The sequence below is a fragment of the Nocardia sp. NPDC050717 genome, assembly GCF_040654275.1.
GTDB lineage: Bacteria > Actinomycetota > Actinomycetes > Mycobacteriales > Mycobacteriaceae > Nocardia.
The window spans coordinates 724,664-747,275 of the sequence record NZ_JBFAHR010000001.1; the positions used below are offsets into that span (position 1 = coordinate 724,664).

The following is a 22,612-nucleotide window of genomic DNA, read 5'->3' on the forward strand; positions in this document are numbered from 1 at the left end:
TTCACAAGCCGGTCATTCTGGAATCTACGTCTCGCCGTGCGCGACCGGAAGACCAGGGCGGGTCTGCACCGCTTCGACGAGGACGGGCAGCAGCTGCGCCGCGGCCAATTCGTACCCCGCCGCGGACGGATGGAATCCGTCGGTCGCGAAGAGGATCTCGGGGGCGGCGCGGAACTCGGAGGCGACCAGCGGCGAGCCCATCGGCACCGGGATCCCGCCTGCGATGGTGGTCGCCACGGTCTGCGCCTTGGCCAGGCGCACGCTCCAGTTCGCGACCACCGTCCGCAGGGGCTGCGGAATCGCGGTGACGGTGCCCAGGTTCGGGCACGTCCCGACGACGACGAGCGCGTCGGCCTCGCGCAGCCGCGAGACCGCGGCCGCCAGCCTGCGCGCCGAGGCGCGGATGGAGTGCTTCTTGGTGATGTCGTTCCCGCCGACCAGGATCACCGCGGCGTCCGGCGGCGGCCCGGCGACGAACATCGCGTCGACCTGCCCGGCCAGCCCCTTGGAGGTGGCGCCGGAGATCGCCTTGGTGCTGAGCCGGATTCGCAGCCCGGTGGCATCGGCGAGGCCTCTGGCCACCCGCACGCCCGGCACATCGGACGCGCTCAGGCAGCCGAGCCCGGCGGCGGTGGAGTCGCCGAAGATCATCAGATGCAGGTCGCTCGGCACGCCCTTGCGCCACGGTTCGGGGATCTGCGCGCCCGGCGCGTACACGCCGTCGGCTTCCGGCGGTTTCGAGGTGTCGCGTCCGATGACGGCTCTGGCCGCCCCGGCCTGCGTCATCAGTAACCGATACGTGGCCCACGAGACGGTGCCGGCACCCGATCCGGCGAGCACGGTGGTGGCGCCGGTGACCACGGCGGTTCGCCAGCTGATTCGAGGTGCGCTCACATCCGAAAATTCTACGACGCGAATCGGCACGACAGCAGGCACCGGACCGGTGAGCGGGCAGTCGGCGGCGGTGCCACTGCTCACAGGATCCGACCAGGTCGTGCCGCCGAGCTACGCCTCTGCAACGATGGACCCTATGCGCATCGCGGATCATGTCGTCGACCTCATCGGCAACACGCCCCTGGTTCGGCTGAACTCGGTGGTCGGCCCGAACGCGGGCCTGGTCGCCGCGAAGATCGAATACCTCAACCCCGGCGGCAGCTCCAAGGACCGCATCGCGGTCAAGATGATCGACGCCGCCGAAGAGGAAGGGCTGCTCAAGCCGGGCGGCACCATCGTCGAGCCGACCTCGGGGAACACCGGCGTCGGCCTCGCGCTGGTCGCCCAGCAGCGTGGCTACAAGTGCGTGTTCGTCTGCCCGGACAAGGTCAGCGAGGACAAGCGCAACGTGCTGCGTGCCTACGGCGCCGAGGTCGTGGTGTGCCCGACCGCCGTGCCGCCGGAGCACCCGGACAGCTACTACAACGTCTCCGATCGCCTGGTCCGCGAGATCGACGGCGCCTGGAAGCCGAACCAGTACGCCAACCCCGGCGGCCCGGACAGCCACTACGAGACCACCGGTCCCGAGATCTGGGCCGACACCGAGGGCAAGATCACCCACTTCGTCGCGGGTGTCGGTACCGGCGGCACCATCACCGGCACCGGCCGCTACCTCAAGGAGGTCTCGGGCGGGAAGGTGAAGATCGTCGGCGCCGACCCCGAGGGCTCGGTGTACTCCGGCGGCACCGGTCGTCCGTATCTGGTCGAGGGTGTCGGCGAGGACTTCTGGCCCTCGGCCTACGACCCGAGCGTGCCCGACGAGATCATCGCCGTCTCCGACGCCGACTCCTTCGAGATGACCCGGCGCCTGGCCCGCGAGGAGGGCCTGCTGGTCGGCGGCTCCTGCGGCATGGCCGTGGTGGCGGCGATCGAGGTGGCCCGGCGCGATCCCGACGCCGTGGTCGTGGTGCTGCTGCCCGACGGTGGCCGCGGCTACCTGTCGAAGATCTTCAACGACAAGTGGATGAGCTCCTACGGCTTCCTCACCACCCCGCTCGAGGCCGGGCCGGAGCCGCTGGTCGGTGACGTGCTGCGCGGCAAGTCCGGCGCCCTGCCCGACCTGGTGCACACCCACCCGTCGGAGACCCTGCGCGACGCCATCGAGATTCTGCGCGAATACGGCGTCTCGCAGATGCCGGTCGTCGGTGCCGAGCCGCCGGTGATGGCGGGCGAGGTCGCGGGCAGCGTCACCGAGCGCGATCTGCTCTCGGCCGTCTTCGAGGGCCGCGCCCAGCTCACCGACTCGGTGGCCCAGCACATGAGCCCGTCCTTCCCGCTGATCGGCTCCGGCGAGCCCCTCTCCACAGCCACCAAGGCCCTCTCGGACTCCGACGCCCTGATGGTCGTCGAAGACGGCAAGCCCGTCGGCGTCATCACCCGCCACGACCTCCTCGGCTTCCTCAGCACCGGCTCGATCTGAGGAGACTGATCCCTGATTCGCGTGGGGGATTCGGAATTCGGTTCGGTTTCCGACGAAGACATGCGCTATGCCGGATTCACATTTGATGAACTCGACTGGATCGCGGGCGTCCGGCAAGAAACTGCGTGACGCGGTGCCAGCCTCCACGGCGCACAGCCCGGCAGTCGCTAGCTGGCGGATGCCCACTTTGCCGAGTCGTGTGCCCGGTACGGCGGCGGTCCGGTGATCACCACTGACCTGGACGACGTCCGCCACCTGGCAGTAGCTGTCCACTCCGCGCGAATCACCGTCCGCCCTCCGGACCGAGCTCCCTGAGCGAACGAGCTGGCAGCTCTCGGCAGTCGCTGGCGCGCAGCCGTTTCCGAGACGTTGCCGGCCGATGTCCAGGAGTTGACAACATGCCCGGACGTCCGAGAAGGTGGGGTCGAAACTCTACGGAGAAGATGGGGACAAGCGGGGGATTATTGATGGCGATTCGATTCATGATGCTGACATCGTGCGGAACCGTTGAGGTTTGGTGATGGCTACTGGCGGCTGGTTCAACCACTATGACGATCCGGACGAATTCTGGGATGACGAGCCTCTGACAAGGCCTCAGGCCACCCGAAACACACAAACGCCGGATCGTCAGCACGACTCCTACCGAGGTGAGCAGGTTTATCGATCGGAGCCAGGTGCCGGTCCTGGCGATGACCATCGGTACCAGGGAGCGGACCCATCGGTATCGAGCGCTGGCGCCAGCGACCTTGGTTTTTCGCCCCGGCGTAGACTCCAGCGACTACCAGGGGTCTTCCTTCGCGACGATTGAAGTCGACCTGGGGCTCTTGCCGTCTCGTGTGGAATTGAGCCGCCAGTGGAACCGGTACGTGAATCCGGCTGATGCCGGCGATGAGCTGATGCGCGCCTACAAAAGGGCTGTGGCCGATCACGTTGGACGGAGCGCCGCGGCTGGAAAACTTCTGACAGGTGAGTTCCGGCACGCGTGCCCGGCCCCGGATAGGCGCACAGTCATGATGCTCCTACTTGAATCCCAAAGCTGGGCTGATTATCGAGAAACTCAGACCCGGATTTTCACGCGAGGTGTCTTCGACGTTCATGGTCGAGCGCTAATTGACTATAGGCCGATCGTGTCGATGACGGCGGACTGCTTTCAGGTGAGGTCTATGCATGTTTGGGTCGGGTGGGGGCAGCAAGTCGACCCGATTCAGATCAGTGACGAAGTTCTGAGCTGCGCCGATCGTGTGCGCACCCTCCGCCCAACCTTCAAGGTCGAGGGGGACTACTCGCGGTACGCGGATGAGGATCTTGAGTATCAACTTGTTCGCCATCGAGACAATTTGATTCGAGAGTTGGGAAGATAAGAATATGGGTGCGCCATCGCAACAAGCAATCTCGGTCGCCGTCAGCGCTGTGCGGACCGCCGCAAACAACTGGGACGACGCAATTGGAGAACTGGAGACTGCAAGGCTAGCTGCGGAAAAGGCCAAGTTCACTGACCTTGAAGCTGGTGTCTTCATCCTTGCGTACGAAAAGTACAAAGATGTTCCAGACTTCTTTGCCAGCAGAATGGCCGAGGGAAAACTAGTGTTCGCTGAGATCGCAAGTACCTTGCGTTATGTCGCGGATACATACGAGGCGGAGGATGCCCGCCAAGAGCATGCGATCCGCAATCTTTACTAATCGGGGGGCGACAGGGTGGCAGAAGATAAAAATCCGCAGACTCGAATAAGCTTGAACGAGAATGCCGAAACAATAAAGACCAAAATGGCGGAGTTGGAAAAGAAGCCCGATGAGGTAAACGATGCCTTTGGTGACATCGTAATGGCGGTTCGCATGACCGGCTGGGTGGGCGGAGGTGTGCTTGGACCTATTGGTAACCTCGCGGGAGGGCTGGCTGCCGAAGATACTATCGACAGGCTTTGGGAAGAACGTGATAAGGTTCTCGACTGCATAAGTAAGGCAGTCGCAAAGCTGAAGGAGCTAATAAAGGGAATACTCGTACCTGTAACCTTTATTGATTATGCCAATTCATGGCGAGATGTCGCCAGTGCTGTCACCAATGCTGGAACTCAGATTGACGAGACCAAGCTGAATGCCAATTGGTCCGGTATCGCGGCAGAATCATATGAAAACTCTCGACAGCGGCAAGCGAAACCGTGCTCGCAGCTGGCGATTCCAGCTTCATGCGAGACCATAGCGCTGGCCCTCGAGGCGGTCGCGGTTAAGACTTTGGAGCTTTACCGGGAAATTGTTGAAGCCATTCTCTCGTTCATTTCAAGTATCGCCGAGATCGTCGCTGCCGCTGCCACCGGACCCATCGCAGCGGCGCAGACCGCAGACATTGTTGCCAGTATCGGAAATATGTACAACGCGATCGCCTTGGCGATTGGAAGCATTGCGTCATCTGCGCAGGAAACCATTATTGGCGGGAATCAGATCGCGCAAGCAAGCTCGGATATCGACGGTCTGCCGGAAAACAAATGGCCGTCTATGGTTGTGGACGGGACCGAGAAGTTTGATGACGCGACGGTTACTGATGGCACAAATAATTGGTCGGTAAATACTGACAGGCGAACACAGTGAGTATATTTACAGGACGCGCCGTCGGCACTGCGGTAGCAGCAATCTCAGTTTCGCTCTTGGCGTCCTGCGGGCTGGATTCTTCGGAAAGCCCTGTGATGACAGAGTCGAGTCATGCTCGTCGTGAGCAGTGCGATCGGACGTTGGCCTTCTTTTCGAAGGATCTCGGAATATCCTCTGCGAGTATCGAATACGGATCCGGCGCGCCTGATGAGAAGATTGAGCTGGGGGCCCACTGCACCATTACTCAGGATTCTCTGGCAGTGGGTCAGACGCGCCTACGGGCAATGTTGCCGAGCGAGTCGGAGCCCGCCCTGCTGAAGGATGACCTGGGTTACATCCCGCAATCCGGGAGCGACGAGAAGGTTTGGATAAAGTCTGCGGCCGACGCTGTGTACATAGTTACCCAGGTTGATGGTTGGCAGGGCAATCTCCATATCGAGACGGCCCAGATCAACAGCGGTCGAACCAAGTTCGAGATATCGGACTCGCAGATCCGAACCGCGTCTCAGTTCCTGATCGCCTTGACCAAAGAACTCGGGGCACAGGGCTGAGCGAAGGCACGCTCCGGTCGCACAGTCGTCCCTCAGTCGTCGCCGAGATAACGGGAAGCCTTCTCGGCTTCCTCGACACCGGCTCGATCTAGCGACCGACCCGCGGCGCCGCCCGGGGTGGGCGGCACCGCGGGACCGCTACGCGACCAGCACCGAGTGCAGGTCCACCCACTGTTCCGGGTGGACGTAGGCGACCACGGTGTCCTCGGGGATGCCCGCCGCGCGCAATGCTTCGTCCACGCCCTGGTAGCGGGTGCGCAGGGAGGCGCGGACGGTGCCGCCGATGCCGGAGAATCCGGTGCGGACCAGTTCCGCGTACGAATCCCGGTGGGTGACCAGGGGATTCGGGCGGCGGTCGATTCGCAGGACGGCCGAGTCGACCGAGGGGATCGGGCGGAAACTCGTCCGGGGGACCTGGCCGCGCAGGTGCCAGTCGAACCACGGCCAGTGCAGCACCGTGGTCAGGCTCCAGCGGCCGTAGTCGCCGGTGCGTTTGCGCGCGTACTCACGCTGGGTGAGCAGGGTGGCCGAGGTGAGCGCCGGTGCGTTCAAGCACCAGGCGACGATGTCCGAGGTGGCCGAGTACGGGATGTTCCCGACCACCGCGAACGGTTCTCGCGGCGCCCTGGCTTTGGTGAAATCGCCACGCACCACCTGGATTCCGGCCTCGTTCCTGGTCCGCGCCGAGAGCTTGGCCGCCAGCAGCGGATCGATCTCGTACGCGGTGACCCGCGCGCCGCGTGCGGCCAGCGCCCGCGTCAGCACGCCCTCGCCCGCGCCGGGTTCGAGCACGACACCGGCCGGATCGGCGACGGTCATCAGCAGGTCGACAGCGTGCCGATCCACCAGGAAGTTCTGGGAGAGGGTTCGTCGCGCCTGGTCACGCGCGGTGCGGGGACCGCGGCTTCCGGTGACCTTGCGCTGGGTGTGCGAATAGTTCTTGTGTGAATGATCCTGCGCCACAGCAGTTGCCCCTTCGGGTCATCGAGTCGAGTGAAGCTCGATGGGCCCTGGGCACGCCGGTGGACGCCGACGATGAGATCCGCGTCCGCTAGCGGGCCAGAGCCCGGGCGTGGCGGAGACGAATGAACATGCAGCACGACATGCGGATCACCTTAGAAACCGGCTCGCCGCCCGCGCAACCGAATTTCGGGCCCGCGGTCGGCGGAGCGAACCTCGCGTGCCGGCTCGCGACCGGACCGCGTGATCGACACCGGGGCGCGATCGCGCGGTCGGGCATCGCCTACGCCGGCCCGGTGCGCGCTCCGGCGGTCTTGCGCACCGCGGCCACGGCCCCCGCGGCGGCGGTGATCGCGCTGTTGATGGAGATCTCCCCGCGCATCCCTGGCGCGGCGACCATGTCACCGGCCAGGAAGACCCCGTCGCCACGGTCGATCGCCGGATGATCCCGCCAGGTGGTGCCGGGCAGGTCGAGCGCACCGGTCCGCTTCTTGGCGGTCGAGGTGCGGTGGAAGGTCTTGCGGGAAGACCAGTCCGGGACGGCGAGGTCGGCGAAGCGGCTCAGGCGGGCATGGGCGGCGTCGCGGGTCTCGCCCGCGCGCACCGGCATCTGGAGCTGGAACAGCGACTCACCCGCCGGGGCGACGGAATCGTCCTGCGCGGAATAGCATTCGTGGAATCCGCCCTCGTCCAGGTCGAACACGAGGAACCGGTCACGCCGGTCGCGGGGGACGGCGATGTCGAGCAGTGCGGCGAAACCGCTTGTCCCCTGCAGGGAGTCGTCGCCGAGTAGACGACGCGCGGAGTCCAGATCGGTCGCCACGACGACCGGGCCGTCGGAGGGCAGGGTCTCCACGCGCACGCCGGTCTCGACGACGACGCCGAGTTCCCGTGCGCGGTCGGCCATCCGGTCGATCGTGCGCTGCCAGCCGCCCCGCACCCAGCGCACCGCGGGTACATTCGGTCCGAGCACCCGCTGGAACAGCTCCCAGACGTAGGCGGCCGAGAGCCTGCCGGTGTCGGCGTCGTAGGTGACCACGCTGATCGCGTTGGCCATCTGCGTGGCGGTGTGCTCGCCCCAGTGCCCGGCGGCCCAGGTGTGGAAGTCGAGGTCGACGGGTGCCGTCAGCCGCGCGCGCACCTGGGCCCGCAGCATGCCGATCGGCGGGAGCCGCCGCAGCTCGCCGTCGGCGCGGAAGCGCAGCGTCATCGCGTCGCCGAGGCCGGGCCAGCCGAGGCCCGCCACGAAACCGCGCTCCTTCAGCCAGGTGTAGTGCGGCCCGTCGGCGTAGAACACGTGCGCGCCCTCGTGCGCGACGTGTGGCGGCTGCGTCGCGCGGCCACGTCCGCCCAGGGTCTGGTGTGCCTCGTGCAGCCGCACCGGCACGCCGACCTCGGCGGCGGCGATGGCGGCCGTGAGCCCGGCCAGCCCGCCGCCGATGACGGTGATGGGTGTGTTCATCGTCGGTCCTCTCCCTCGGGATCCGCCCAGTCCAGCCGGGCGGCGATCATCTGCGCGGTCGCGATGAGATAGCGGTCGGTGTCGACGTCGGCGGGGTGGCCGCCGTCGAAGATGTCGCGCATCATCCAGAAGTGCGCGAGCGCGCCGACGAGCACCGCGGCCGTGGCGTCCCAGTCCTGGGTGGGCGCGTGCGGCCCGGCGAGTTCGCGCAGGCCCTTGGTGACGGCCGCCATGACCACCGCGTACTCCTGCTCGCGGAAGACCTCGAGCAGGGCGGCGGGAATCGAATTGTCCCGCAGCAGGATCCGGGTCACGTCGCGATCGTGGTCGAGGCGCGTCAGGCCGATCCGGCACAGCGCGACGAGCTTGGCGACGAGGTCGCCGTCGGGGGTGACCGAGTCCAGCGCCGCGGCGATGGAGAACTCCGGCGCCATGAACTGATCCCACTCGCCGCGGTCGACCAGCCGCGTCGCCACGGCCTGCACCAGGAGTTCGTCCTTGGACTTGAAGTGCCGGTAGAGCGCGCCGGACCCGCCGGAGAGGCCGGCCGCCTGCTCGATCTGCGCGATCGAGGTCTTCGCGTAGCCCTGCTCGCCGAACAGGCGCAGCGCCTCGGTGATGATCCGGTCGCGGGAGGAGGCCGGCGGCCCGCTGGCGTAAGTAACCACTTACTTACCGTGCCTCGAGTCCCGCCGAAAGGCAAGACCCGCCGGTCAGCGCGCCCTAAGCAAATCCTTCGCTAATTTCCGATTCAGTCGCCGATTACGGGGGAACACCGCTACATAGACGCTTCGGCTAATCGGCCGCAGCCGGAACGAGCGAAAGGAAAGTGCTGTGGATACCTCCGTCGTGGCGATAGATTTCCAGCAGGGCTTGACCGACGCGTGGAGTTCGGTCGCACAATTCCTTCCCAAAGCGGCCGCGTTCCTCGTCATCCTGATCGTCGGCTGGATCATCGCGAAGGTCGTCGCCAAGATCGTGAACGCGGTGCTCGAGCGGGTCGGCTTCGATCGGCTGGTCGAACGCGGGCAGCTGAAGCAGATGATGTCGCGCAGCAAATACGACGCGTCCGACCTGTTGGCGAAGCTCGCCTACTACGCGATCCTGCTGATCGCGCTGCAGCTGGGTTTCGGCGTGTTCGGCCCGAACCCGGTCAGTGACCTGCTCAACGGCATCGTGGCTTGGCTGCCCAAGGCGGCCGTGGCGATCATCATCGTGGTGATCGCGGCTGCCATCGCCTCGGCGGTGAGCGACCTGGTCAGCAACATGCTGGGCGGGATGTCCTACGGGCCGATGCTCGGCCGCATCGCCGCGGTGTTCATCTGGGGTATCGGCATCATCGCCGCGCTGAACCAGATCGGCGTCGCCACCTCGGTGACCACTCCCGTCCTGATCGCGGTGCTCGCCACCATCGGCGGCATCCTGGTCGTCGGTGTCGGCGGTGGCCTGGTCCGGCCGATGGAGCAGCGCTGGAACAACTGGCTCGGCAACCTGGAGGCGGAGATGCCCGCCATGAAGGGACAGGCCGAGGCCTACCAGCGCGGCCGTGAGGACGCCGCGCGCGTGAGCGGCCAGGGGCAGGCCGTCCCCGGTGCGCACGCCGAGAACGCCCAGCAGTGGGTCACGCCGGGCGCGGGGTACCCCGAACCGGGTCGCCCGGAGTGGGGCGGTGACACGCCTCGTTGACCAACCGGCGCCGGCGCTTCGTCACCGTTTCGGAGGCGAAGCGCCGATTCCGGTGTTCAGGCCGCGACGGCGTGGCGGCAGACCGCGGCCAGCCGTAGCTGCAGCCAATCGGCCTCGAGCCACGAGGAGGGCGCGCCCACCCGCAGGCCGCCCGCGAATTCGGCGACCTGATCGAGCAGGCCGCGCGCGTAACCGGCGAGCAGCACGGTGAGCGGGATGCCCGTCGATTCGCCGACGCCGAACGCGAGAATGTCGCGCACCGCCGCCGCGTGCTGATCGAGCTCGGCGCAGAGCCCAGGATTTTCCGCGGCGGCCAGCGCGGCGGGAATTCCGTACATCGTATTCAGTTTGTGCATGTGACGTCGTGCCGAGATTTCGAGCAACGCGGGGCCGGGCGATAACACCACCAGATGGTAGCAACACGGTCGCAACGTCCCGTCGGCGAACTCCGCGCAACCACGCATTCCGCTCGAATTATGTTGAGCGCAACCATGGTCGGCCGCGCGGCGCCTTGCTGGACTGAGGGGTATGGCCACCGAACGCCGCAGATTGAAGACCGTCACCGGGGTGAGCGGCTCGCCCGATGTGTACGCCGCCGCGCTGGACCCCACCCGATCGACCCTGGACGAGGCGGTGCGCGTCGCCCGGATCGCCGAGGAGCACAAGATCGGCGCCGTGTTCGCCGCCGACCTGCTCGCCTTCGGGGCCCAGGGGGCGATCGGCGCGCAGGAACCGATCGTGCAGCTGGCCGCGCTGAGCGCGGTGACCAGCCACGTCGGCCTCATCGCGACGGTCACCACCACCTTCCACCACCCGTTCAACCTGGCCCGTCTCTTCGGCACCCTCGACCACGTGAGCAACGGGCGCGCGGCCTGGAACGCGGTGACCTCCTCGCTCGGCGAGGAGAACTACGGCGCGGGCGAGCTGCCGAGTCCCGAAGAGCGCTACGCCCGCGCGACCGAGGCGCTCACCGTCGTCAACGCGCTGTTCGACAGCTGGCAGCCGGGCGCGCTGCGGCCCGACGGCCGGGGCGGTGCCGTCCTCGACCCGTCGCGCGTGCGGCCCATCGACCATGCGGGCGAACACTTCTCGGTGCGCGGACCGCTGAACATCCCGCCCCTGCCGCAGGGGCGGCCGGTGCAGTTCCAGGCGGGCCAATCCGCGGGTGGTCTCGAGCTCGGCGCCCGGTTCGCCGAGGTCGTCTTCACCTCCTTGCCGACGCTCGAGGACGCGGTCACCTACACGAAGCGGATCAGGACCAGGGCGGCCGAACTGGGCAGGGCCGACGGGCTGCCGCTGATCTTCAGTTCCTTCCACGCCACCTACGGCGCGACCGAGGCCGAGGCGTGTCGACTGGTCAGGGAGGCGGCCGAGGCCACCGACTTCGTGGCGGGCCGGGCGCAACTGGCCGACATGCTCGGCGGCGGGCTCGACCTGTCCGAGCTGCCACTGGACAAGCCGCTCCCGGAAACCCTGCTGCCCCAGCTCGATTCGGTGCATCGACGGCGCGGCCGGGTCGAGATCTTCAGTAAACTGGCCGCCACCGGCGCCACCCTGCGCGAGCTGATCGTGGCCGCCAAGGACACCGGCCACTGGGCCGCCGCGGGCACACCGGAGCAGCTCGCAGACGCCATCGAGGAGCGCTACCGGGCGAACGTGCTCGACGTGATCACCCTCGGCGGGCTCACCGACGCGCGCACCAGCGACTTCGTGCTCAACGGCCTGCTGCCCGAGCTGCGCCGCCGCGGCCTGGTCGACACCGATTATCTGGGCGGGACCTACCGCGAGAACCTGGAACTGCCCGCGCCGCGCTGACCACTCAGAACGGCACCTCCGTGCGCAGCAGACCGGTACCGCTCGCGCGGCCGGACAGGATGCGGCAGAACTCCACCGCGTCCAGCTCCAGCGCCGGGCCGTCACCCTCGGCCCAGGTGCCGCCCGCCGGGCCGTGCAGCGTCAGCCGGTAGGGGCTGCCGTGGCGCTGCGCCCATTCGCGTACCACGCCGTCGACGATGCGGCCGTCGTGCTCAGCGGTGAGTTCGTGCGGCGTGCCGGTGGCCCGGCTCAGGTCGATCCGGTGCATCCACGGGTCGCGGGTGAGGATCACGTCGGTCAGGAAACCCACCGTCCAGCGCTCGTCGGCGCCGTTGACCTCCTCGGTGCCCGGCATCACCAGTCTGCGCGCGAAGGCGGGGACGCGGCGACGGGCGGCGGTGGCGCGCGGGGCGAGGCGCGCGATCATGGCGCGCAGTTCCTCGGGGGAGTGGACGCCGTAGCGGGCGACCTGGTGGGCGGTGAGCGCGTCGACGCGGCGTTGCTCGCCGCCGGGGCGGCGTTCGGCGATCCGGTTCTGGCGGATCATCTCGGGGATCGAGGCGGTCATCGCCATCATGCCGACCATGTGCGCGATGAGCTGACGCACAGTCCAATCCGTGCAGTCGGTGGGTCGCTGCCAGTCCTCGGGCGCGAGCGCGGCGACGGCGCGCCCGACGCGTTCGTATTCGGTCGCGGCCAGGGCGACCGCTTCGGCGTGTGGTGTCGCGCTACGGCGCGGCTCCGTCGGTGTCGGGGTTGAGGTGGTCATCGGGGTGCCTCGGTTCAGGGGGCAGGCCGACGCTGTCGGCCCACATGGTCATCGCCCGTTCGAGCAGCCGGCGTCTGCTGTCGCCGGTGGGATCGTTGGCGAGTTGTTGATTGATGAGGCCGCCGATCAGGCTGAACCAGATCTCGATGTCACCGCGATCGGTGACACCTGCCTCGGCGAACAGGGCGAGCGTGGCGCGCATGACGCGCAGTGACGGCTCGTAGGACTCGGGGGAAGGCTCGAATCCGGCCACCATGCGCTGGTTCATCAGCTGGTAGCGGGCCAGATCGGCGACCGCGAAATCGAAGAATCCGTACGCGACCGCGAGCAGCCGGGCTCGCGGCGCGGAGGGCGGGCTCGCGGTCACCCGGGCCGAGTAGGTCTCGAATTCGGACCAGGCCTGCCCGAACATCGCGTCGTAGATCGCGTTCTTGGACGCGAAGTGTGTGTAGAGCGAAGGCGCCCGCATGCCGACCCTGGTGGCGACATCGCGCAGGGTGATCTGCGTCAGCCCGTGCTCCCTGGCCAGCTCCCACGCGACCTGCAGGATCTCCTGCCGCGTCGCCTCACGGCGTTCGGCTTGCCTATCGCGAGTAGTTTCACCTAACACGATTAGATTGTGACGCACATCACTTGTCGAGTCAAGGGGATATCGCGGGATGTGGGGCGCGGCGGAGTTGCGTGAACCCGGCGCCAGGGGGATTCTGAGTGGGCAGTACCGACTCGAGACAACGTTCGGCTAATCGGCACGGCGAGCGGAGGGGCCCGTAGTGAATGTCACCGAACCGGCTATCCAGCTGCTCGGCGCGATCCCGGTGATCCCCGCTGCCGCAGGATATCTGGCGCGCGAGGGTGTCGGCCGGACGTTGCGCCGGTGGCCGTACGCCCCGCTGTTCGGCCGGCTGGTGGCCGTGTTCGTCTGGGGCGCCGGTGGATTGGCGACGCTGACCGTGCTCGGCATCCCGACAGCGATCACGATTCCGCTCGCGATCGCGGTGGCCGCCGTGGTGCTCGGGACGCTCGCCGTCGCCTTCGCGGGCGGACTGATCCGCCCGGCGCCCGTGCCCGAGAACGTGCCCGTCGGCTGAAGCGACGGGCTACCGGAACGCGTCGGCGTCGGTGAGCGCCTTGCCCAGGATCAGCTGGTGCACCTCGGCCGTGCCCTCGTAGGTGAGTACCGACTCCAGGTTGTTGGCGTGCCGAAGCACCGGGTAGTCGAGGGTGATCCCGTTGGCGCCCAGGATGGTTCGGCACTCGCGGGCGATCGCGATGGCCTCGCGGGTGCTGTTGAGCTTGCCCGCGCTGATCTGCTCGCCGGTGATCTCGTGCCGGTCCTTCAACCGGCCCAGGTGCAGCGCGAGCAACTGGCCCTTGCCGAGCTCGAGGGCCATGTCGGCGAGTTTGGCCTGGGTGAGCTGGTAGCCGGCCAGCGGCTTGTCGAACACCTCGCGGGTGCGGGCGTAGTCGATCGCGGCGGCCAGGCAGTCACGGGCGGCGCCGAGCGCGCCGAAGACGATGCCGAAGCGCGCCTCACTCAGACACGCCAACGGTGAACTCAGGCCACGGGATTCGGGCAGCACCGCGTCGGCGGGCAGGCGTACGTCGTCGAAATCCAGTGCGGCCGTGAGGGACGCGCGCAGCGAGAGCTTGCGATGGATCTCCCTGGTGCTGAAGCCGGGCGTGCCCGCGGGCACCAGGAAGCCGCGCACCCGCGGCCGGTCCTGGCCGGGCTCCTCGGCGTAGGCCCAGACCACGGCCACATCGGCGACCGCGCCGTTGGTGATCCACATCTTCGAGCCGTTGAGCACCCAGTCGACGCCGTCGCGCCTGGCCCTGGTGCGCATCCCGCCGGGGTTGGAGCCGTAGTCGGGCTCGGTGAGACCGAAGCAGCCGATCGTCTCGCCCGCCGCCATCGCGGGCAGGTACCGCTGCTTCTGTTCCTCCGACCCGTAGAAGTGGATCGCGGTCATCGCCAGCGAGCCCTGCACCGACACCATGCTGCGCACGCCGGAGTCGACGGCCTCGAGTTCCTGGCAGGCCAGGCCGTAGGCGGTGGCCGAGGCGCCCGCGCAGCCGTAGCCCTCCAGGTGCATGCCGAGCAGACCAAGCTTGCCGAGTTCGGGGGCGATCTCCCTGGCCGGGAAGGTGCCTTCCTCGAACCAGTCCGCGATGTGCGGGCGCAGCCTGCGCTCGCCGAACGCGGCCACGGTGTCGCGGATCTCCCGCTCCTCCGGCGAGAGCAGCGGATCGATCGCGAACAGCTCTTCCACAGTCACCATGGCGTCAGCCTAACCGCCGCCCGCGCGCCGAATCCGGCACTTCACGCACGGCCCATACCCCAGCATCGGGCCACGGAACGAGCCAACTAGTCTGAGCCCATGAGTGAGCTGGGATTCTCGACCAGGGCCATCCACGCCGGATATGAACCCGATCCTCAGACGGGCGCGGTCAACGTCCCCATCTACGCGAGCTCCACCTTCGCCCAGGACGGCGTCGGCGGGATGCGCAGCGGTTACGAATACGCGCGCACCGGCAACCCGACCCGCACCGCGCTCGAAGCCAACCTCGCCGCCCTCGAATCGGGCACCTACGGCCGGGCTTTCGCCTCCGGTATGGCCGCGACCGACTGCGCGCTGCGCGCGGTGCTGCGGCCCGGCGACCACATCGTCATCCCCGACGACGCCTACGGCGGCACCTTCCGCCTCATCGACAAGGTGTTCACGCAGTGGGGCATCGAGCACTCGCCCGCCCACATCGCCGACCTCGACGCGGTCCGCGCGGCCATCCGCCCCAACACCAAGCTGGTGTGGATCGAGACGCCGACCAACCCGCTGCTCAGCATCGGTGACATCCCGGCGCTGGCCGACATCGCGCACGAGGCCGACGCCAAGCTCGTCGTCGACAACACCTTCGCCACCCCCTACCTGCAGCAGCCGCTGCTGCTCGGGGCCGACATCGTGGTGCACTCGACCACCAAGTACCTGGGCGGGCACTCCGATGTCGTCGGTGGCGCGCTGATCACCAACAGCGAGGAACTCGACAAGGCGTTCGCGTTCCTGCAGAACGGCGCGGGCGCCGTGCCGGGTCCGTTCGACGCGTTCCTCACCCTGCGCGGCATCAAGACCCTGGCCGTGCGGATGGAGAAGCACTGCGACAACGCCGAGGTGATCGCGGAGTTCCTCACCAACCACCCGGCCATCTCGCAGGTCATCTACCCCGGCCTGCCCACCCACCCCGGCTACGAGATCGCGCAGAAGCAGATGCGCCGCAGCGGCGGCATGATCTCGGTGCGCCTGGCGGGCGGCCGGGAGGCGGCGCTGAAGTTCTGCTCGCGCACCGAGATCTTCACCCTGGCCGAGTCGCTGGGCGGCATCGAGTCGCTGATCGAGCACCCGGGAGCCATGACCCACGCCAGCACCGAGGGTTCGGAGCTGGAGGTGCCCGCCGATCTGGTCCGGCTCTCGGTCGGGATCGAGGACATCAGCGATCTGCTCGCCGATGTCGAGCAGGCCCTGAGCTGACGGGCACCCACAGATGACGAAGCGGCCGCATCCGGGATTCGGATGCGGCCGCTCGCGTTCGGGTTCGGGTGGGCCGGGCTCTGGCTCAGCCGTGGTACGGCTCGGCGCTGACCAGCGTCACCTTCATGGTGTTGCCGTTGGGCAGCGTGTACTCGCGGGTCTCGCCCACCTTGGCGTCGATCAGCGCGCCGCCGAGCGGCGAGTTCGGCGAGTAGGTCTCGAGGTTGGTGGCGCCGAGGCCCTCTTCGCGGGTCGCGATGAGGAAGGTCTCGGTGTCGTCCTCGTCGCCGTCGTAGTACACGGTGACGACCGAGCCGGGCAGGGCAACGCCGGATTTGGTGGGGGCGACGCCGACCTTCGCGTTGTTCAGCAGTTCCTGCAGCTGGCGGATGCGCGCCTCCTGCTGGCCCTGCTCTTCGCGCGCGGCGTGGTAGCCGCCGTTCTCCTTGAGGTCGCCTTCTTCGCGGCGCTCGTTGATCTCGGCGGCAATGACCGGACGATTGGCAATGAGCGAGTCCAGCTCGCCCTTGAGCCTGTCGTGCGACTCCTGGGTAAGCCAGGTCACATTCTCGGTCATCTCGATCACTCCCTAGTAGTTGTTCCCGGCGCACCGGGATTCCCTGAAACCCGCGCGTTACCGACGAGGCGAAGGCATGCGCGGGCCCGACGGCTGGAGCGATCCTGGGGGTGAACCCGTAACCCGGAACAGCATCGCTGGCCGCCAATGCAGCAAACACGGCTCCGAGCCCCGGAACCGTGTATCAGGCCATTTTAGCATGTCTCATAAATATGCAGGTCAGGCTAGGCGAGGCCGCTATCCGAGGCGCAAATAGCCTGGCACATCCTCGGTGCAGCCGTAGATGTCGCCCGCCGAGGCCCTGGACGAGGACTTGACCGTGGTGGTCACCTCGAGGCTGGTGTGTTCGGAGCCGGGCACCAGCACTTCGCGCCTGCCGACCTCGGCGGTGTCGCGGTCCATCGCCCGGACGATGCAGACCACGTCACGCTGCGGTTCGTCGCGGGTGATCTTCATCCGCACGGTCAGGGTGGAGTCGTCGACGACCACGTAACCGAGCTGCTCGGTCTCGATCGCCTTCGGGCCGTACTTCTGGAAACCGAGAAAGGCCACGCCGAGGCCCGCGACCAGCACGCCGACGCCGAGCAGAGCCAGCAGCCAGACCCGACGCGCCGGGGGTTTGGTGCCGTAACGGTCGGCGTGTCGCGCTGCGGCGGCCGCCGAGGCCGCGGTGGTGTCCGGTGCGGGCTCGGTCATCGGTTTCTCGCTCACGGGGGTGGTCGGAACAAACAGGGGGTCGGATGGAACTATAGGGAACGAAGTTCTGACACCCGCGAGCGAGAGCGATGGTGAACGAGACGTGAGTGGCCTTCGCCTCATGGCGGTGCACGCACACCCCGACGACGAATCGAGCAAGGGCGCCGCGACCATGGCCAGGTACGCGGCCGAGGGCGTCGACGTCCTGGTCGTGACGTTGACCGGTGGTGAACGCGGCAGCATCCTGAACCCGGCTATGGACACCCCCGGTGTGCTCGACCGGATCGAGGAGGTCCGGCGCGAGGAGATGGCCGCCGCCGCGCACGCGCTCGGCGTGCGCCAGCACTGGCTCGGCTTCGTCGACTCGGGTCTGCCCGAGGGTGACCCGCTGCCCCCGCTGCCGGAGGGCTGCTTCGCGCTGGTGCCGCTGGAGGAGTCCACCGAGGCGCTGGTGAAGGTGGTGCGCGAGTTCAGGCCGCACGTCATCACCACCTACGACGAGAACGGTGGATACCCGCATCCGGATCACATCCGGTGCCACGAGGTGTCGGTGGCTGCCTACGAGACGGCAGGTGACCCGACGAAGTTCCCCGACGCGGGCGAACCTTGGACGCCGTCGAAGCTGTACTACGACCACGGCTTCAGCATGAAGCGCCTGGAGACCTTCGCCGAGGAGTACGAGCGCATCGGCGAGAAGTTCCCGCTGCAGGAGTGGCTGGACCGGATGCGCGAGTACCGGCGCGGCGACACCTGGAGCCGGGTGACCACCCAGATCGAGTGCTCGAAATATTTCCCCCAGCGTGACGACGCCCTGCGCGCGCACGCGACTCAGATCGATCCGAACGGGGCGTTCTTCGCGATCCCGTTGGAGATGCAGCAGCGGCTCTGGCCGACCGAGGAGTTCGAATTGGCCAAGACGAGGGTGCGCACCGCCATCCCGGAGACCGACCTGTTCGCCGGCATCGAGGACGCCGACCGGTGATGTTGGTTCTCCTCGCGCAAAATCCCGGTACCCCCACCGGTCCCGAGTTCGGCAAGGCGTCGCCGCTGGGCCTGCTGGTGATCTTGATCCTGCTGGCGGGCACCGTGCTGCTGGTCCGCTCGATGAACAAGCACCTCAAGGGGCTGCCCGAAACCTTCGAACCCGAGCATCCCGAGCCGGATCAGAAGGCCGACGAGGGCACCGAACCCGGCGCCATCCCGGCCGAGAACGAGGGCTCCGACCCGCCGAAGCCCACGGCGACCTAGCGGGCCGCGGCCAGATCGGCGACGAGTTCGCCCACCAGATCGCGTGCGGCGGTGGCGTGTTCGGCCACCGACCGCGGCGCGCCCTGGGTGCTCAGTTCGATCATCGTGTTCATCAGGCCGAACAGCGCGACTAGTCGGCGCAGCGCGGCCTTGCGCTCGGCAACGGTCATCGGGGCGGTGGTGATCGGCACATTCACAGCTGTACCATCGGCCCCTCCGGTCCGTTCGTTTCTCGGTACACCAAATCGTTGCCCAGGCGAACGACCTCGGCTACCAGTCGATGAGATCAAGGGCGTGCAGCCGCTGGAAGACCATCAGCGAACCGGGCGCGACCTGCGGCATCGCCGCGTATTCGGCGCCGGTGAAGTAGCGGAATTCGGCGATCTCGCCGGTCGCGCGCGGTTCGCCGGTGAAGTCGGCGAGGAAACAGGTCATGTGCAGCGGGGTGTTCTTGCCGTGGCCGAAGGCCTCGGCCTCGAAGATGCCCAGTTCGGCGACGCCGGACAGGCCGACGCCGAGTTCTTCCTCGATCTCGCGATGTAGCGCCTGTAAGGGTGTCTCGCCCGGGTCGATCTTGCCGCCCGCCATGTAGAAGACGTCCTTGCCCTCCGGGCGCGTCTGGATGAGCCTGCGGTCGCGGACATGGGCGAGGGCGGCGGTGCGGATCATGGGCATCACTCTATGGAGCGATCGCCGCGGGCTCATGTCGAACCGCTGGTGGGCTGGATCGCACCCGCGCCGCACCGGGCCTGTCCGGGGATCACCCGAACACGAGGTCCTGCGGGTCCGGGACCACGCTGCCGTCGGGGCGGCGCAACGGCGCGCCGCTGCCGGACGGGGTGATGAAACCGGCTGTCGCGCAGGGGTACGGATCGGACCTGCGTGGCTTGGGGTCGAGGAACATCGGGTTCACCACCCACGTGCCGTCGTCTGAGCCGTAGGCGTTGCACATCAGTTCGGTCTTGTTGCGGTTGATCACCAGGCGCAGGCCGGTGGCGTCGCCGAGGAACACCACATCGGTGTCGGAATCGCCCGCGTCGAAGGCGGCGCGGCGGTCGGCGGGCAGCTGCTGGAAGGCCGCGGCGCCCCGCACGCCGAACACCTGCTCGTTGATCCGGCACCGCTTGCCGTCGATGTAGGTGATCACCTGGTCGGTCCCGGCATCGCCGCAGCCGGGGAGGTGCCCGGTGTAGACGCCGTTGTCGGCCAGTAGGGGAACGCCCATCACCCGGTCACCGGTGATGCCGAGTTCCTCGGCCCACACCCGGACCACCGGCTCGGCCGAGGCCGAGATGATGCGCACGTCGAATCCGTTGTCCCGCAACACCCGGACGAGATCCGTCATCTGGGGGTAGTAGCGCACCCAGCCGTCCACCTCCGTGGTGCCGACGGTCTGCTCGGTGCCCTCGGCCGCGGCCAGGTTCTGCGCGCGGGCGGCGCGCGCGAAATCGGTGATCTGGGCCTCGGTGTAGCCGCGCATCAGCTGGACCACGAACGCGTAGCCGGGTTCGGTGCGGCGGTGGTCGTACCCGGTGAAGGCGGCCTTGCCCGCCGTGGTCTTCGCGCTGTCGGCCACCGCGACCAGCTCGTCGGCGCAGGCCGCGTTCCGCGAGGTGGGCAGGGGCGTGTTCGGGTCGGCGGCACCGCAGGCGGCGGCGAGCGTGTCGGCAGCGTCGCGGGTGAGGTGCGCGCCGACAGTGGTCCAGTCCCGGTCGAGCGGCTGCAGGACCTTGTCGTTGGCCAGCATCCAGTAGAACGTGGCGACGCCGATGTCGTTCTTCACGATCGTGTTGTCCCAGTCGAACAGCGCCAGGGGCGCCGCGCCGGAACCCGTGGCGCCGCAACGCCCGGTCTCCTCGATGAATCGTGCGAGGCGGTCCCTGTTGTCGCCGTGCCAGGGCAGGCTCGCGTCGAGGGTCGAACAGCTCTCGGACGCCGCGCGTGGTTCGCCGGTTCCGCAGGCGGTCGACGTCATCAGGGCAGCCGTCATCGCCACCGCCGCGAGGGCGGAGATCTTCTTCATGTCAGTGGTCCTGGTTCTCCAGCGCCGCAGCGATGGCCGAGGTGTCGGCGGTGAGGCCGACGGCACGGGAGGTGTCCTTGAGGTCGACGCCGGAGCGGCCGAGCTTGCGCGCGCCCGCCACCAGTCCGGCGACCACGCGGGCGGCATCGGTGTAGGTGAGGCCGTCGGGGGGATGGATGTTGGAGATGCAGTTGCGTTCGGCGTCGGTGCGGCCGGGGCGCGGCTCGTGGGTGAGGTAGATGCCCAGGCTGTCGGCCACCGAGAGGCCGGGACGTTCGCCGATGATCACCAGCACGGTCCGCACGCCCAGCGCCGCGGCGATGTGGTCGCCCAGCGCGACGCGCGCCTGGGTGGCGATCACCGGCGGCGCCAGGGTGTACCGGTCGCCGAGTTCCTCGGCCAGTGCGGCGAGCAGGCCCGCGCCGTGGTCGGTGAGCGCGCGGGGTGACAGGCCGTCGGCGAGCACGAATCCGATGTCGGCGCCGCGGTTCTCGATGCCGGACAGGTCGGCGGGCAGCCTGCCGAGATCGGGGCGGCGCAGGTATTCCGAGCGGTCGGCGGCCTTGCTCGTCACCGTCACGGGGTCGCCGAGGCCCATGCTCGTGATCTGTTCGGCGAAGATGTCGACCTCGAGCGGGACGTGCACCGCGTCGCGCGCGGCGGCGTGCGCGGCGCGCAGGGCGAGCACCTCGCTGGTCGGCAGCGCGTCACCGGTGCGGCCGAGGCCGATCCTGGCCTGGGTGTTGCGCCGCAGATCGCGCCAGAACTCCTGGGCCACCGCGTCTTCGGCACGTTCGTCGGGTGTCCGCTCGCTCACCGTGGCTCCGTTCCGGTCGGTCGATCGCACCAGGTGCAGTCCCGGCCTCATCGGTTCGCCGCCAGGGCGCGCAGGGGCGACGACAACGGCGGCACCTGGCGCACCCGGCCCTTCGCGTCGAGCATGCCGAGCCCCGCCAGCCACGCCTCGAATTCCGGTGCGGGGCGCAGGTTCAGGACCTGGCGGGCATAGAGCGCGTCGTGGAAGGCCAGGCTCTGGTAGCCGAGCATCACGTCGTCGGCGCCGGGCACCGCGATGACGAAGGCGCAGCCTGCCGCGCCGAGCAGGGTGAGCAGGGTGTCCATATCGTCCTGGTCGGCCTCGGCGTGGTTGGTGTAGCACACGTCGACGCCCATCGGCAGGCCGAGCAGCTTGCCGCAGAAGTGGTCCTCGAGCCCGGCGCGGATGATCTGCTTGCCGTCGTAGAGGTATTCGGGCCCGATGAACCCGACCACGGTGTTGACCAGCAGTGGGCTCAGCTCCCTGGCGACGGCGTAGGCCCTGGTCTCCAGGGTCTGCTGGTCCACCGGCCGATCGCCAACGCCCAGATGGGCATTCGCGCTCAGCGCCGATCCCTGACCGGTCTCGAGATACATCACGTTGTCGCCGACGGTGCCGCGCGCGAGCGAGCGACCGGCCTCGTTGCCCTCGCGCAGCAGCGAAAGGTTCACGCCGAAGCCGGAATTGGCGCCCTCGGTGCCCGCCACGGACTGGAACACCAGGTCCACCGGCGCGCCGGCCTCGATCAGGTCGATGGTGGTGGTGACGTGCGACAGCACGCAGGACTGGGTCGGGATGTCGAAGCGCAGGCGCACCTCGTCGAGCAGGTGCAGCAGGTCGGCGGTGGCCTGGGGTGAATCGGTGGCCGGGTTGATGCCGATCACCGCGTCACCGCAGCCGAGCAGCAGCCCGTCGAGGGTCGCGGCGGCGATCCCGCGGGGATCGTCGGTCGGGTGGTTGGGCTGCAGGCGGGTGCTCAGCCTGCCGGGCAGGCCGATGGTGGTGCGGAAGCCCGCGGTCACCACGGTCGCCTTGGCCACGGCGATGAGGTCCTGGTTGCGCATGATCTTGCTGACCGCGGCCACCATCTCGGGGGTGAGTCCCGGCGCGACGGCCGCCAGCGTCGCCGCCGCCTCGTCGGTGGCGGCGACCGCGAGCAGCCAGTCGCGCAGCCCGCCGACGGTGAGGTGCGCGATCGGCCCGAAGGCGGCTCGGTCGTGGCTGTCGATGATCAGCCGGGTGACCTCGTCGGTCTCGTAGGGCACGACCACCTCGTCGAGGAAGGTGGTCAGCGGAACGTCGGCCAGCGCCCACTGCGCGGCCGCCCGCTCGGCGTCGGTCGCCGCGGCGCAACCGGCCAGCTGGTCGCCGCTGCGTTCGGGCGTGGCCTTGGCCAGCAGATCGACCAGGCCGTCGAACAGATAGGTCGTGACGCCGACGGAACTGCGGTACACGGTCATCGGGTGCCGCCTCCTTTCTCGGTTCGGTGCG

Annotated in this window: 25 protein-coding genes; 10 read left to right on the plus strand and 15 right to left on the minus strand. The window is 68.1% G+C overall.

Annotated features, from left to right (window positions below):
• Positions 1 to 24: 24 nt before the first annotated feature.
• Complete coding sequence (locus AB0H56_RS03355) at positions 25 to 894, minus strand: SGNH/GDSL hydrolase family protein (protein ID WP_357156559.1); 870 nt, start codon at positions 892 to 894, stop codon at positions 25 to 27.
• Positions 895 to 1,030: 136 nt separating this feature from the next.
• Here AB0H56_RS03355 and AB0H56_RS03360 point away from each other — a divergent pair, with 136 nt between their 5' ends.
• The 4 genes from AB0H56_RS03360 to AB0H56_RS03375 all read left to right on the plus strand — a co-directional run bounded on the left by AB0H56_RS03360 (position 1,031) and on the right by AB0H56_RS03375 (position 5,547).
• On the plus strand, positions 1,031 to 2,413 hold the full coding sequence (locus AB0H56_RS03360) for a cystathionine beta-synthase (RefSeq protein ID WP_110036729.1): 1,383 nt from the start codon (positions 1,031 to 1,033) through the stop codon (positions 2,411 to 2,413).
• A gap of 1,365 nt (positions 2,414 to 3,778) precedes the next feature.
• Positions 3,779 to 4,093, plus strand: a complete 315-nt coding sequence (locus tag AB0H56_RS03365; RefSeq protein WP_357156561.1) for a hypothetical protein — start codon at positions 3,779 to 3,781, stop codon at positions 4,091 to 4,093.
• 15 nt (positions 4,094 to 4,108) lie between these two features.
• Complete coding sequence (locus tag AB0H56_RS03370; protein WP_357156563.1) at positions 4,109 to 4,996, plus strand: hypothetical protein; 888 nt, start codon at positions 4,109 to 4,111, stop codon at positions 4,994 to 4,996.
• A 95-nt stretch (positions 4,997 to 5,091) separates the two neighbouring features.
• A complete protein-coding gene (locus tag AB0H56_RS03375) occupies positions 5,092 to 5,547 on the plus strand; it encodes a hypothetical protein (protein ID WP_357156565.1) in 456 nt (151 codons plus the stop codon).
• A gap of 138 nt (positions 5,548 to 5,685) precedes the next feature.
• On the opposite strand, the gene erm is transcribed toward AB0H56_RS03375, so the two are convergent.
• The 3 genes from erm to AB0H56_RS03390 all read right to left on the minus strand — a co-directional run bounded on the left by erm (position 5,686) and on the right by AB0H56_RS03390 (position 8,637).
• Positions 5,686 to 6,510, minus strand: a complete 825-nt coding sequence (gene erm / locus AB0H56_RS03380) for an ErmE/ErmH/ErmO/ErmR family 23S rRNA (adenine(2058)-N(6))-methyltransferase (RefSeq protein ID WP_357156567.1) — start codon at positions 6,508 to 6,510, stop codon at positions 5,686 to 5,688.
• 280 nt (positions 6,511 to 6,790) lie between these two features.
• The gene (locus AB0H56_RS03385; RefSeq protein ID WP_357156569.1) at positions 6,791 to 7,969 is read right to left on the minus strand and encodes an NAD(P)-binding protein; all 1,179 of its coding nucleotides are present in this window, start codon (positions 7,967 to 7,969) and stop codon (positions 6,791 to 6,793) included.
• The gene (locus tag AB0H56_RS03390; protein ID WP_357156571.1) at positions 7,966 to 8,637 is read right to left on the minus strand and encodes a helix-turn-helix domain-containing protein; all 672 of its coding nucleotides are present in this window, start codon (positions 8,635 to 8,637) and stop codon (positions 7,966 to 7,968) included. The genes AB0H56_RS03385 and AB0H56_RS03390 overlap by 4 nt, the downstream gene beginning before the upstream one ends.
• A 166-nt stretch (positions 8,638 to 8,803) precedes the next feature.
• On the opposite strand from AB0H56_RS03390, the gene AB0H56_RS03395 reads away from it, so the two are divergent.
• Entirely contained in the window at positions 8,804 to 9,655 is an 852-nt protein-coding gene (locus AB0H56_RS03395; protein WP_357156573.1) for a hypothetical protein, read from the plus strand.
• A gap of 56 nt (positions 9,656 to 9,711) precedes the next feature.
• Here AB0H56_RS03395 and AB0H56_RS03400 read toward each other — a convergent pair whose 3' ends face one another.
• Entirely contained in the window at positions 9,712 to 9,993 is a 282-nt protein-coding gene (locus AB0H56_RS03400; RefSeq protein ID WP_357156575.1) for a DUF6401 family natural product biosynthesis protein, read from the minus strand.
• Between the two features lie 190 nt (positions 9,994 to 10,183).
• On the opposite strand from AB0H56_RS03400, the gene AB0H56_RS03405 reads away from it, so the two are divergent.
• Positions 10,184 to 11,470 carry an NtaA/DmoA family FMN-dependent monooxygenase gene (locus AB0H56_RS03405; protein ID WP_357156577.1) on the plus strand — a complete coding sequence of 429 codons (1,287 nt, stop codon included), beginning with the start codon at positions 10,184 to 10,186 and terminating at the stop codon, positions 11,468 to 11,470.
• Between the two features lie 4 nt (positions 11,471 to 11,474).
• On the opposite strand, the gene AB0H56_RS03410 is transcribed toward AB0H56_RS03405, so the two are convergent.
• A complete protein-coding gene (locus AB0H56_RS03410) occupies positions 11,475 to 12,239 on the minus strand; it encodes a maleylpyruvate isomerase family mycothiol-dependent enzyme (protein ID WP_357156579.1) in 765 nt (254 codons plus the stop codon).
• The gene (locus AB0H56_RS03415) at positions 12,199 to 12,849 is read right to left on the minus strand and encodes a TetR/AcrR family transcriptional regulator (protein ID WP_357156581.1); all 651 of its coding nucleotides are present in this window, start codon (positions 12,847 to 12,849) and stop codon (positions 12,199 to 12,201) included. Before AB0H56_RS03415 ends, AB0H56_RS03410 begins: the two co-directional genes overlap by 41 nt.
• A 160-nt stretch (positions 12,850 to 13,009) precedes the next feature.
• Between AB0H56_RS03415 and AB0H56_RS03420 the strand changes: the two genes are divergently transcribed.
• On the plus strand, positions 13,010 to 13,327 hold the full coding sequence (locus AB0H56_RS03420; protein ID WP_110036720.1) for a hypothetical protein: 318 nt from the start codon (positions 13,010 to 13,012) through the stop codon (positions 13,325 to 13,327).
• Between the two features lie 9 nt (positions 13,328 to 13,336).
• Here AB0H56_RS03420 and AB0H56_RS03425 read toward each other — a convergent pair whose 3' ends face one another.
• Positions 13,337 to 14,518 (minus strand): acyl-CoA dehydrogenase family protein, encoded by a 1,182-nt coding sequence (locus tag AB0H56_RS03425; protein ID WP_357156583.1) that lies wholly within the window; start codon positions 14,516 to 14,518, stop codon positions 13,337 to 13,339.
• Positions 14,519 to 14,617: 99 nt separating this feature from the next.
• Here AB0H56_RS03425 and AB0H56_RS03430 point away from each other — a divergent pair, with 99 nt between their 5' ends.
• Positions 14,618 to 15,760: a cystathionine gamma-synthase gene (locus AB0H56_RS03430; RefSeq protein ID WP_357156585.1), complete on the plus strand. Its 1,143-nt coding sequence runs from the start codon at positions 14,618 to 14,620 to the stop codon at positions 15,758 to 15,760.
• Between the two features lie 85 nt (positions 15,761 to 15,845).
• Here AB0H56_RS03430 and greA read toward each other — a convergent pair whose 3' ends face one another.
• The gene (greA, locus tag AB0H56_RS03435) at positions 15,846 to 16,337 is read right to left on the minus strand and encodes a transcription elongation factor GreA (RefSeq protein ID WP_218719513.1); all 492 of its coding nucleotides are present in this window, start codon (positions 16,335 to 16,337) and stop codon (positions 15,846 to 15,848) included.
• A gap of 237 nt (positions 16,338 to 16,574) precedes the next feature.
• On the minus strand, positions 16,575 to 17,033 hold the full coding sequence (locus AB0H56_RS03440; RefSeq protein ID WP_357156587.1) for a DUF4307 domain-containing protein: 459 nt from the start codon (positions 17,031 to 17,033) through the stop codon (positions 16,575 to 16,577).
• A gap of 121 nt (positions 17,034 to 17,154) precedes the next feature.
• Here AB0H56_RS03440 and mca point away from each other — a divergent pair, with 121 nt between their 5' ends.
• Together mca and AB0H56_RS03450 are read left to right on the plus strand one after the other, a co-directional pair.
• Positions 17,155 to 18,015: a mycothiol conjugate amidase Mca gene (gene mca / locus AB0H56_RS03445; protein ID WP_357156589.1), complete on the plus strand. Its 861-nt coding sequence runs from the start codon at positions 17,155 to 17,157 to the stop codon at positions 18,013 to 18,015.
• Positions 18,015 to 18,281, plus strand: coding sequence for a hypothetical protein (locus tag AB0H56_RS03450; protein WP_110036714.1), 267 nt, complete (start codon positions 18,015 to 18,017; stop codon positions 18,279 to 18,281). The genes mca and AB0H56_RS03450 overlap by 1 nt, the downstream gene beginning before the upstream one ends.
• On the opposite strand, the gene AB0H56_RS03455 is transcribed toward AB0H56_RS03450, so the two are convergent.
• The 5 genes from AB0H56_RS03455 to AB0H56_RS03475 all read right to left on the minus strand — a co-directional run bounded on the left by AB0H56_RS03455 (position 18,278) and on the right by AB0H56_RS03475 (position 22,581).
• Positions 18,278 to 18,478, minus strand: a complete 201-nt coding sequence (locus AB0H56_RS03455) for a hypothetical protein (protein WP_357156591.1) — start codon at positions 18,476 to 18,478, stop codon at positions 18,278 to 18,280. The genes AB0H56_RS03450 and AB0H56_RS03455 overlap by 4 nt on opposite strands.
• Before the next feature lie 73 nt (positions 18,479 to 18,551).
• The gene (locus AB0H56_RS03460) at positions 18,552 to 18,956 is read right to left on the minus strand and encodes an NUDIX domain-containing protein (protein WP_280345185.1); all 405 of its coding nucleotides are present in this window, start codon (positions 18,954 to 18,956) and stop codon (positions 18,552 to 18,554) included.
• 85 nt (positions 18,957 to 19,041) lie between these two features.
• Positions 19,042 to 20,304 carry a haloacid dehalogenase-like hydrolase gene (locus AB0H56_RS03465; protein WP_357156593.1) on the minus strand — a complete coding sequence of 421 codons (1,263 nt, stop codon included), beginning with the start codon at positions 20,302 to 20,304 and terminating at the stop codon, positions 19,042 to 19,044.
• A gap of 1 nt (position 20,305) precedes the next feature.
• Positions 20,306 to 21,082 carry an ethanolamine ammonia-lyase subunit EutC gene (gene eutC, locus AB0H56_RS03470; protein WP_357157844.1) on the minus strand — a complete coding sequence of 259 codons (777 nt, stop codon included), beginning with the start codon at positions 21,080 to 21,082 and terminating at the stop codon, positions 20,306 to 20,308.
• Between the two features lie 86 nt (positions 21,083 to 21,168).
• Positions 21,169 to 22,581 (minus strand): ethanolamine ammonia-lyase subunit EutB, encoded by a 1,413-nt coding sequence (locus AB0H56_RS03475; protein WP_357156595.1) that lies wholly within the window; start codon positions 22,579 to 22,581, stop codon positions 21,169 to 21,171.
• Positions 22,582 to 22,612: the final 31 nt, after the last annotated feature.

What these genes read in the sequence shown, in the direction of transcription:
- AB0H56_RS03400 (WP_357156575.1), bottom strand. Translation starts at nt 9,993, where the DNA reads ATGTACGGAATTCCCGCCGCGCTGGCCGCCGCGGAAAATCCTGGGCTC.
- mca (WP_357156589.1), top strand. Translation starts at nt 17,155, where the DNA reads ATGGCGGTGCACGCACACCCCGACGACGAATCGAGCAAGGGCGCCGCG.
- AB0H56_RS03410 (WP_357156579.1), bottom strand. Translation starts at nt 12,239, where the DNA reads ATGACCACCTCAACCCCGACACCGACGGAGCCGCGCCGTAGCGCGACA.
- AB0H56_RS03405 (WP_357156577.1), top strand. Translation starts at nt 10,184, where the DNA reads ATGGCCACCGAACGCCGCAGATTGAAGACCGTCACCGGGGTGAGCGGC.
- greA (WP_218719513.1), bottom strand. Translation starts at nt 16,337, where the DNA reads ATGACCGAGAATGTGACCTGGCTTACCCAGGAGTCGCACGACAGGCTC.
- AB0H56_RS03365 (WP_357156561.1), top strand. Translation starts at nt 3,779, where the DNA reads ATGGGTGCGCCATCGCAACAAGCAATCTCGGTCGCCGTCAGCGCTGTG.
- AB0H56_RS03460 (WP_280345185.1), bottom strand. Translation starts at nt 18,956, where the DNA reads ATGCCCATGATCCGCACCGCCGCCCTCGCCCATGTCCGCGACCGCAGG.
- AB0H56_RS03440 (WP_357156587.1), bottom strand. Translation starts at nt 17,033, where the DNA reads ATGACCGAGCCCGCACCGGACACCACCGCGGCCTCGGCGGCCGCCGCA.
- AB0H56_RS03450 (WP_110036714.1), top strand. Translation starts at nt 18,015, where the DNA reads ATGTTGGTTCTCCTCGCGCAAAATCCCGGTACCCCCACCGGTCCCGAG.
- AB0H56_RS03385 (WP_357156569.1), bottom strand. Translation starts at nt 7,969, where the DNA reads ATGAACACACCCATCACCGTCATCGGCGGCGGGCTGGCCGGGCTCACG.
- AB0H56_RS03475 (WP_357156595.1), bottom strand. Translation starts at nt 22,581, where the DNA reads ATGACCGTGTACCGCAGTTCCGTCGGCGTCACGACCTATCTGTTCGAC.
- AB0H56_RS03375 (WP_357156565.1), top strand. Translation starts at nt 5,092, where the DNA reads ATGACAGAGTCGAGTCATGCTCGTCGTGAGCAGTGCGATCGGACGTTG.
- AB0H56_RS03465 (WP_357156593.1), bottom strand. Translation starts at nt 20,304, where the DNA reads ATGAAGAAGATCTCCGCCCTCGCGGCGGTGGCGATGACGGCTGCCCTG.
- AB0H56_RS03360 (WP_110036729.1), top strand. Translation starts at nt 1,031, where the DNA reads ATGCGCATCGCGGATCATGTCGTCGACCTCATCGGCAACACGCCCCTG.
- AB0H56_RS03425 (WP_357156583.1), bottom strand. Translation starts at nt 14,518, where the DNA reads ATGGTGACTGTGGAAGAGCTGTTCGCGATCGATCCGCTGCTCTCGCCG.
- AB0H56_RS03430 (WP_357156585.1), top strand. Translation starts at nt 14,618, where the DNA reads ATGAGTGAGCTGGGATTCTCGACCAGGGCCATCCACGCCGGATATGAA.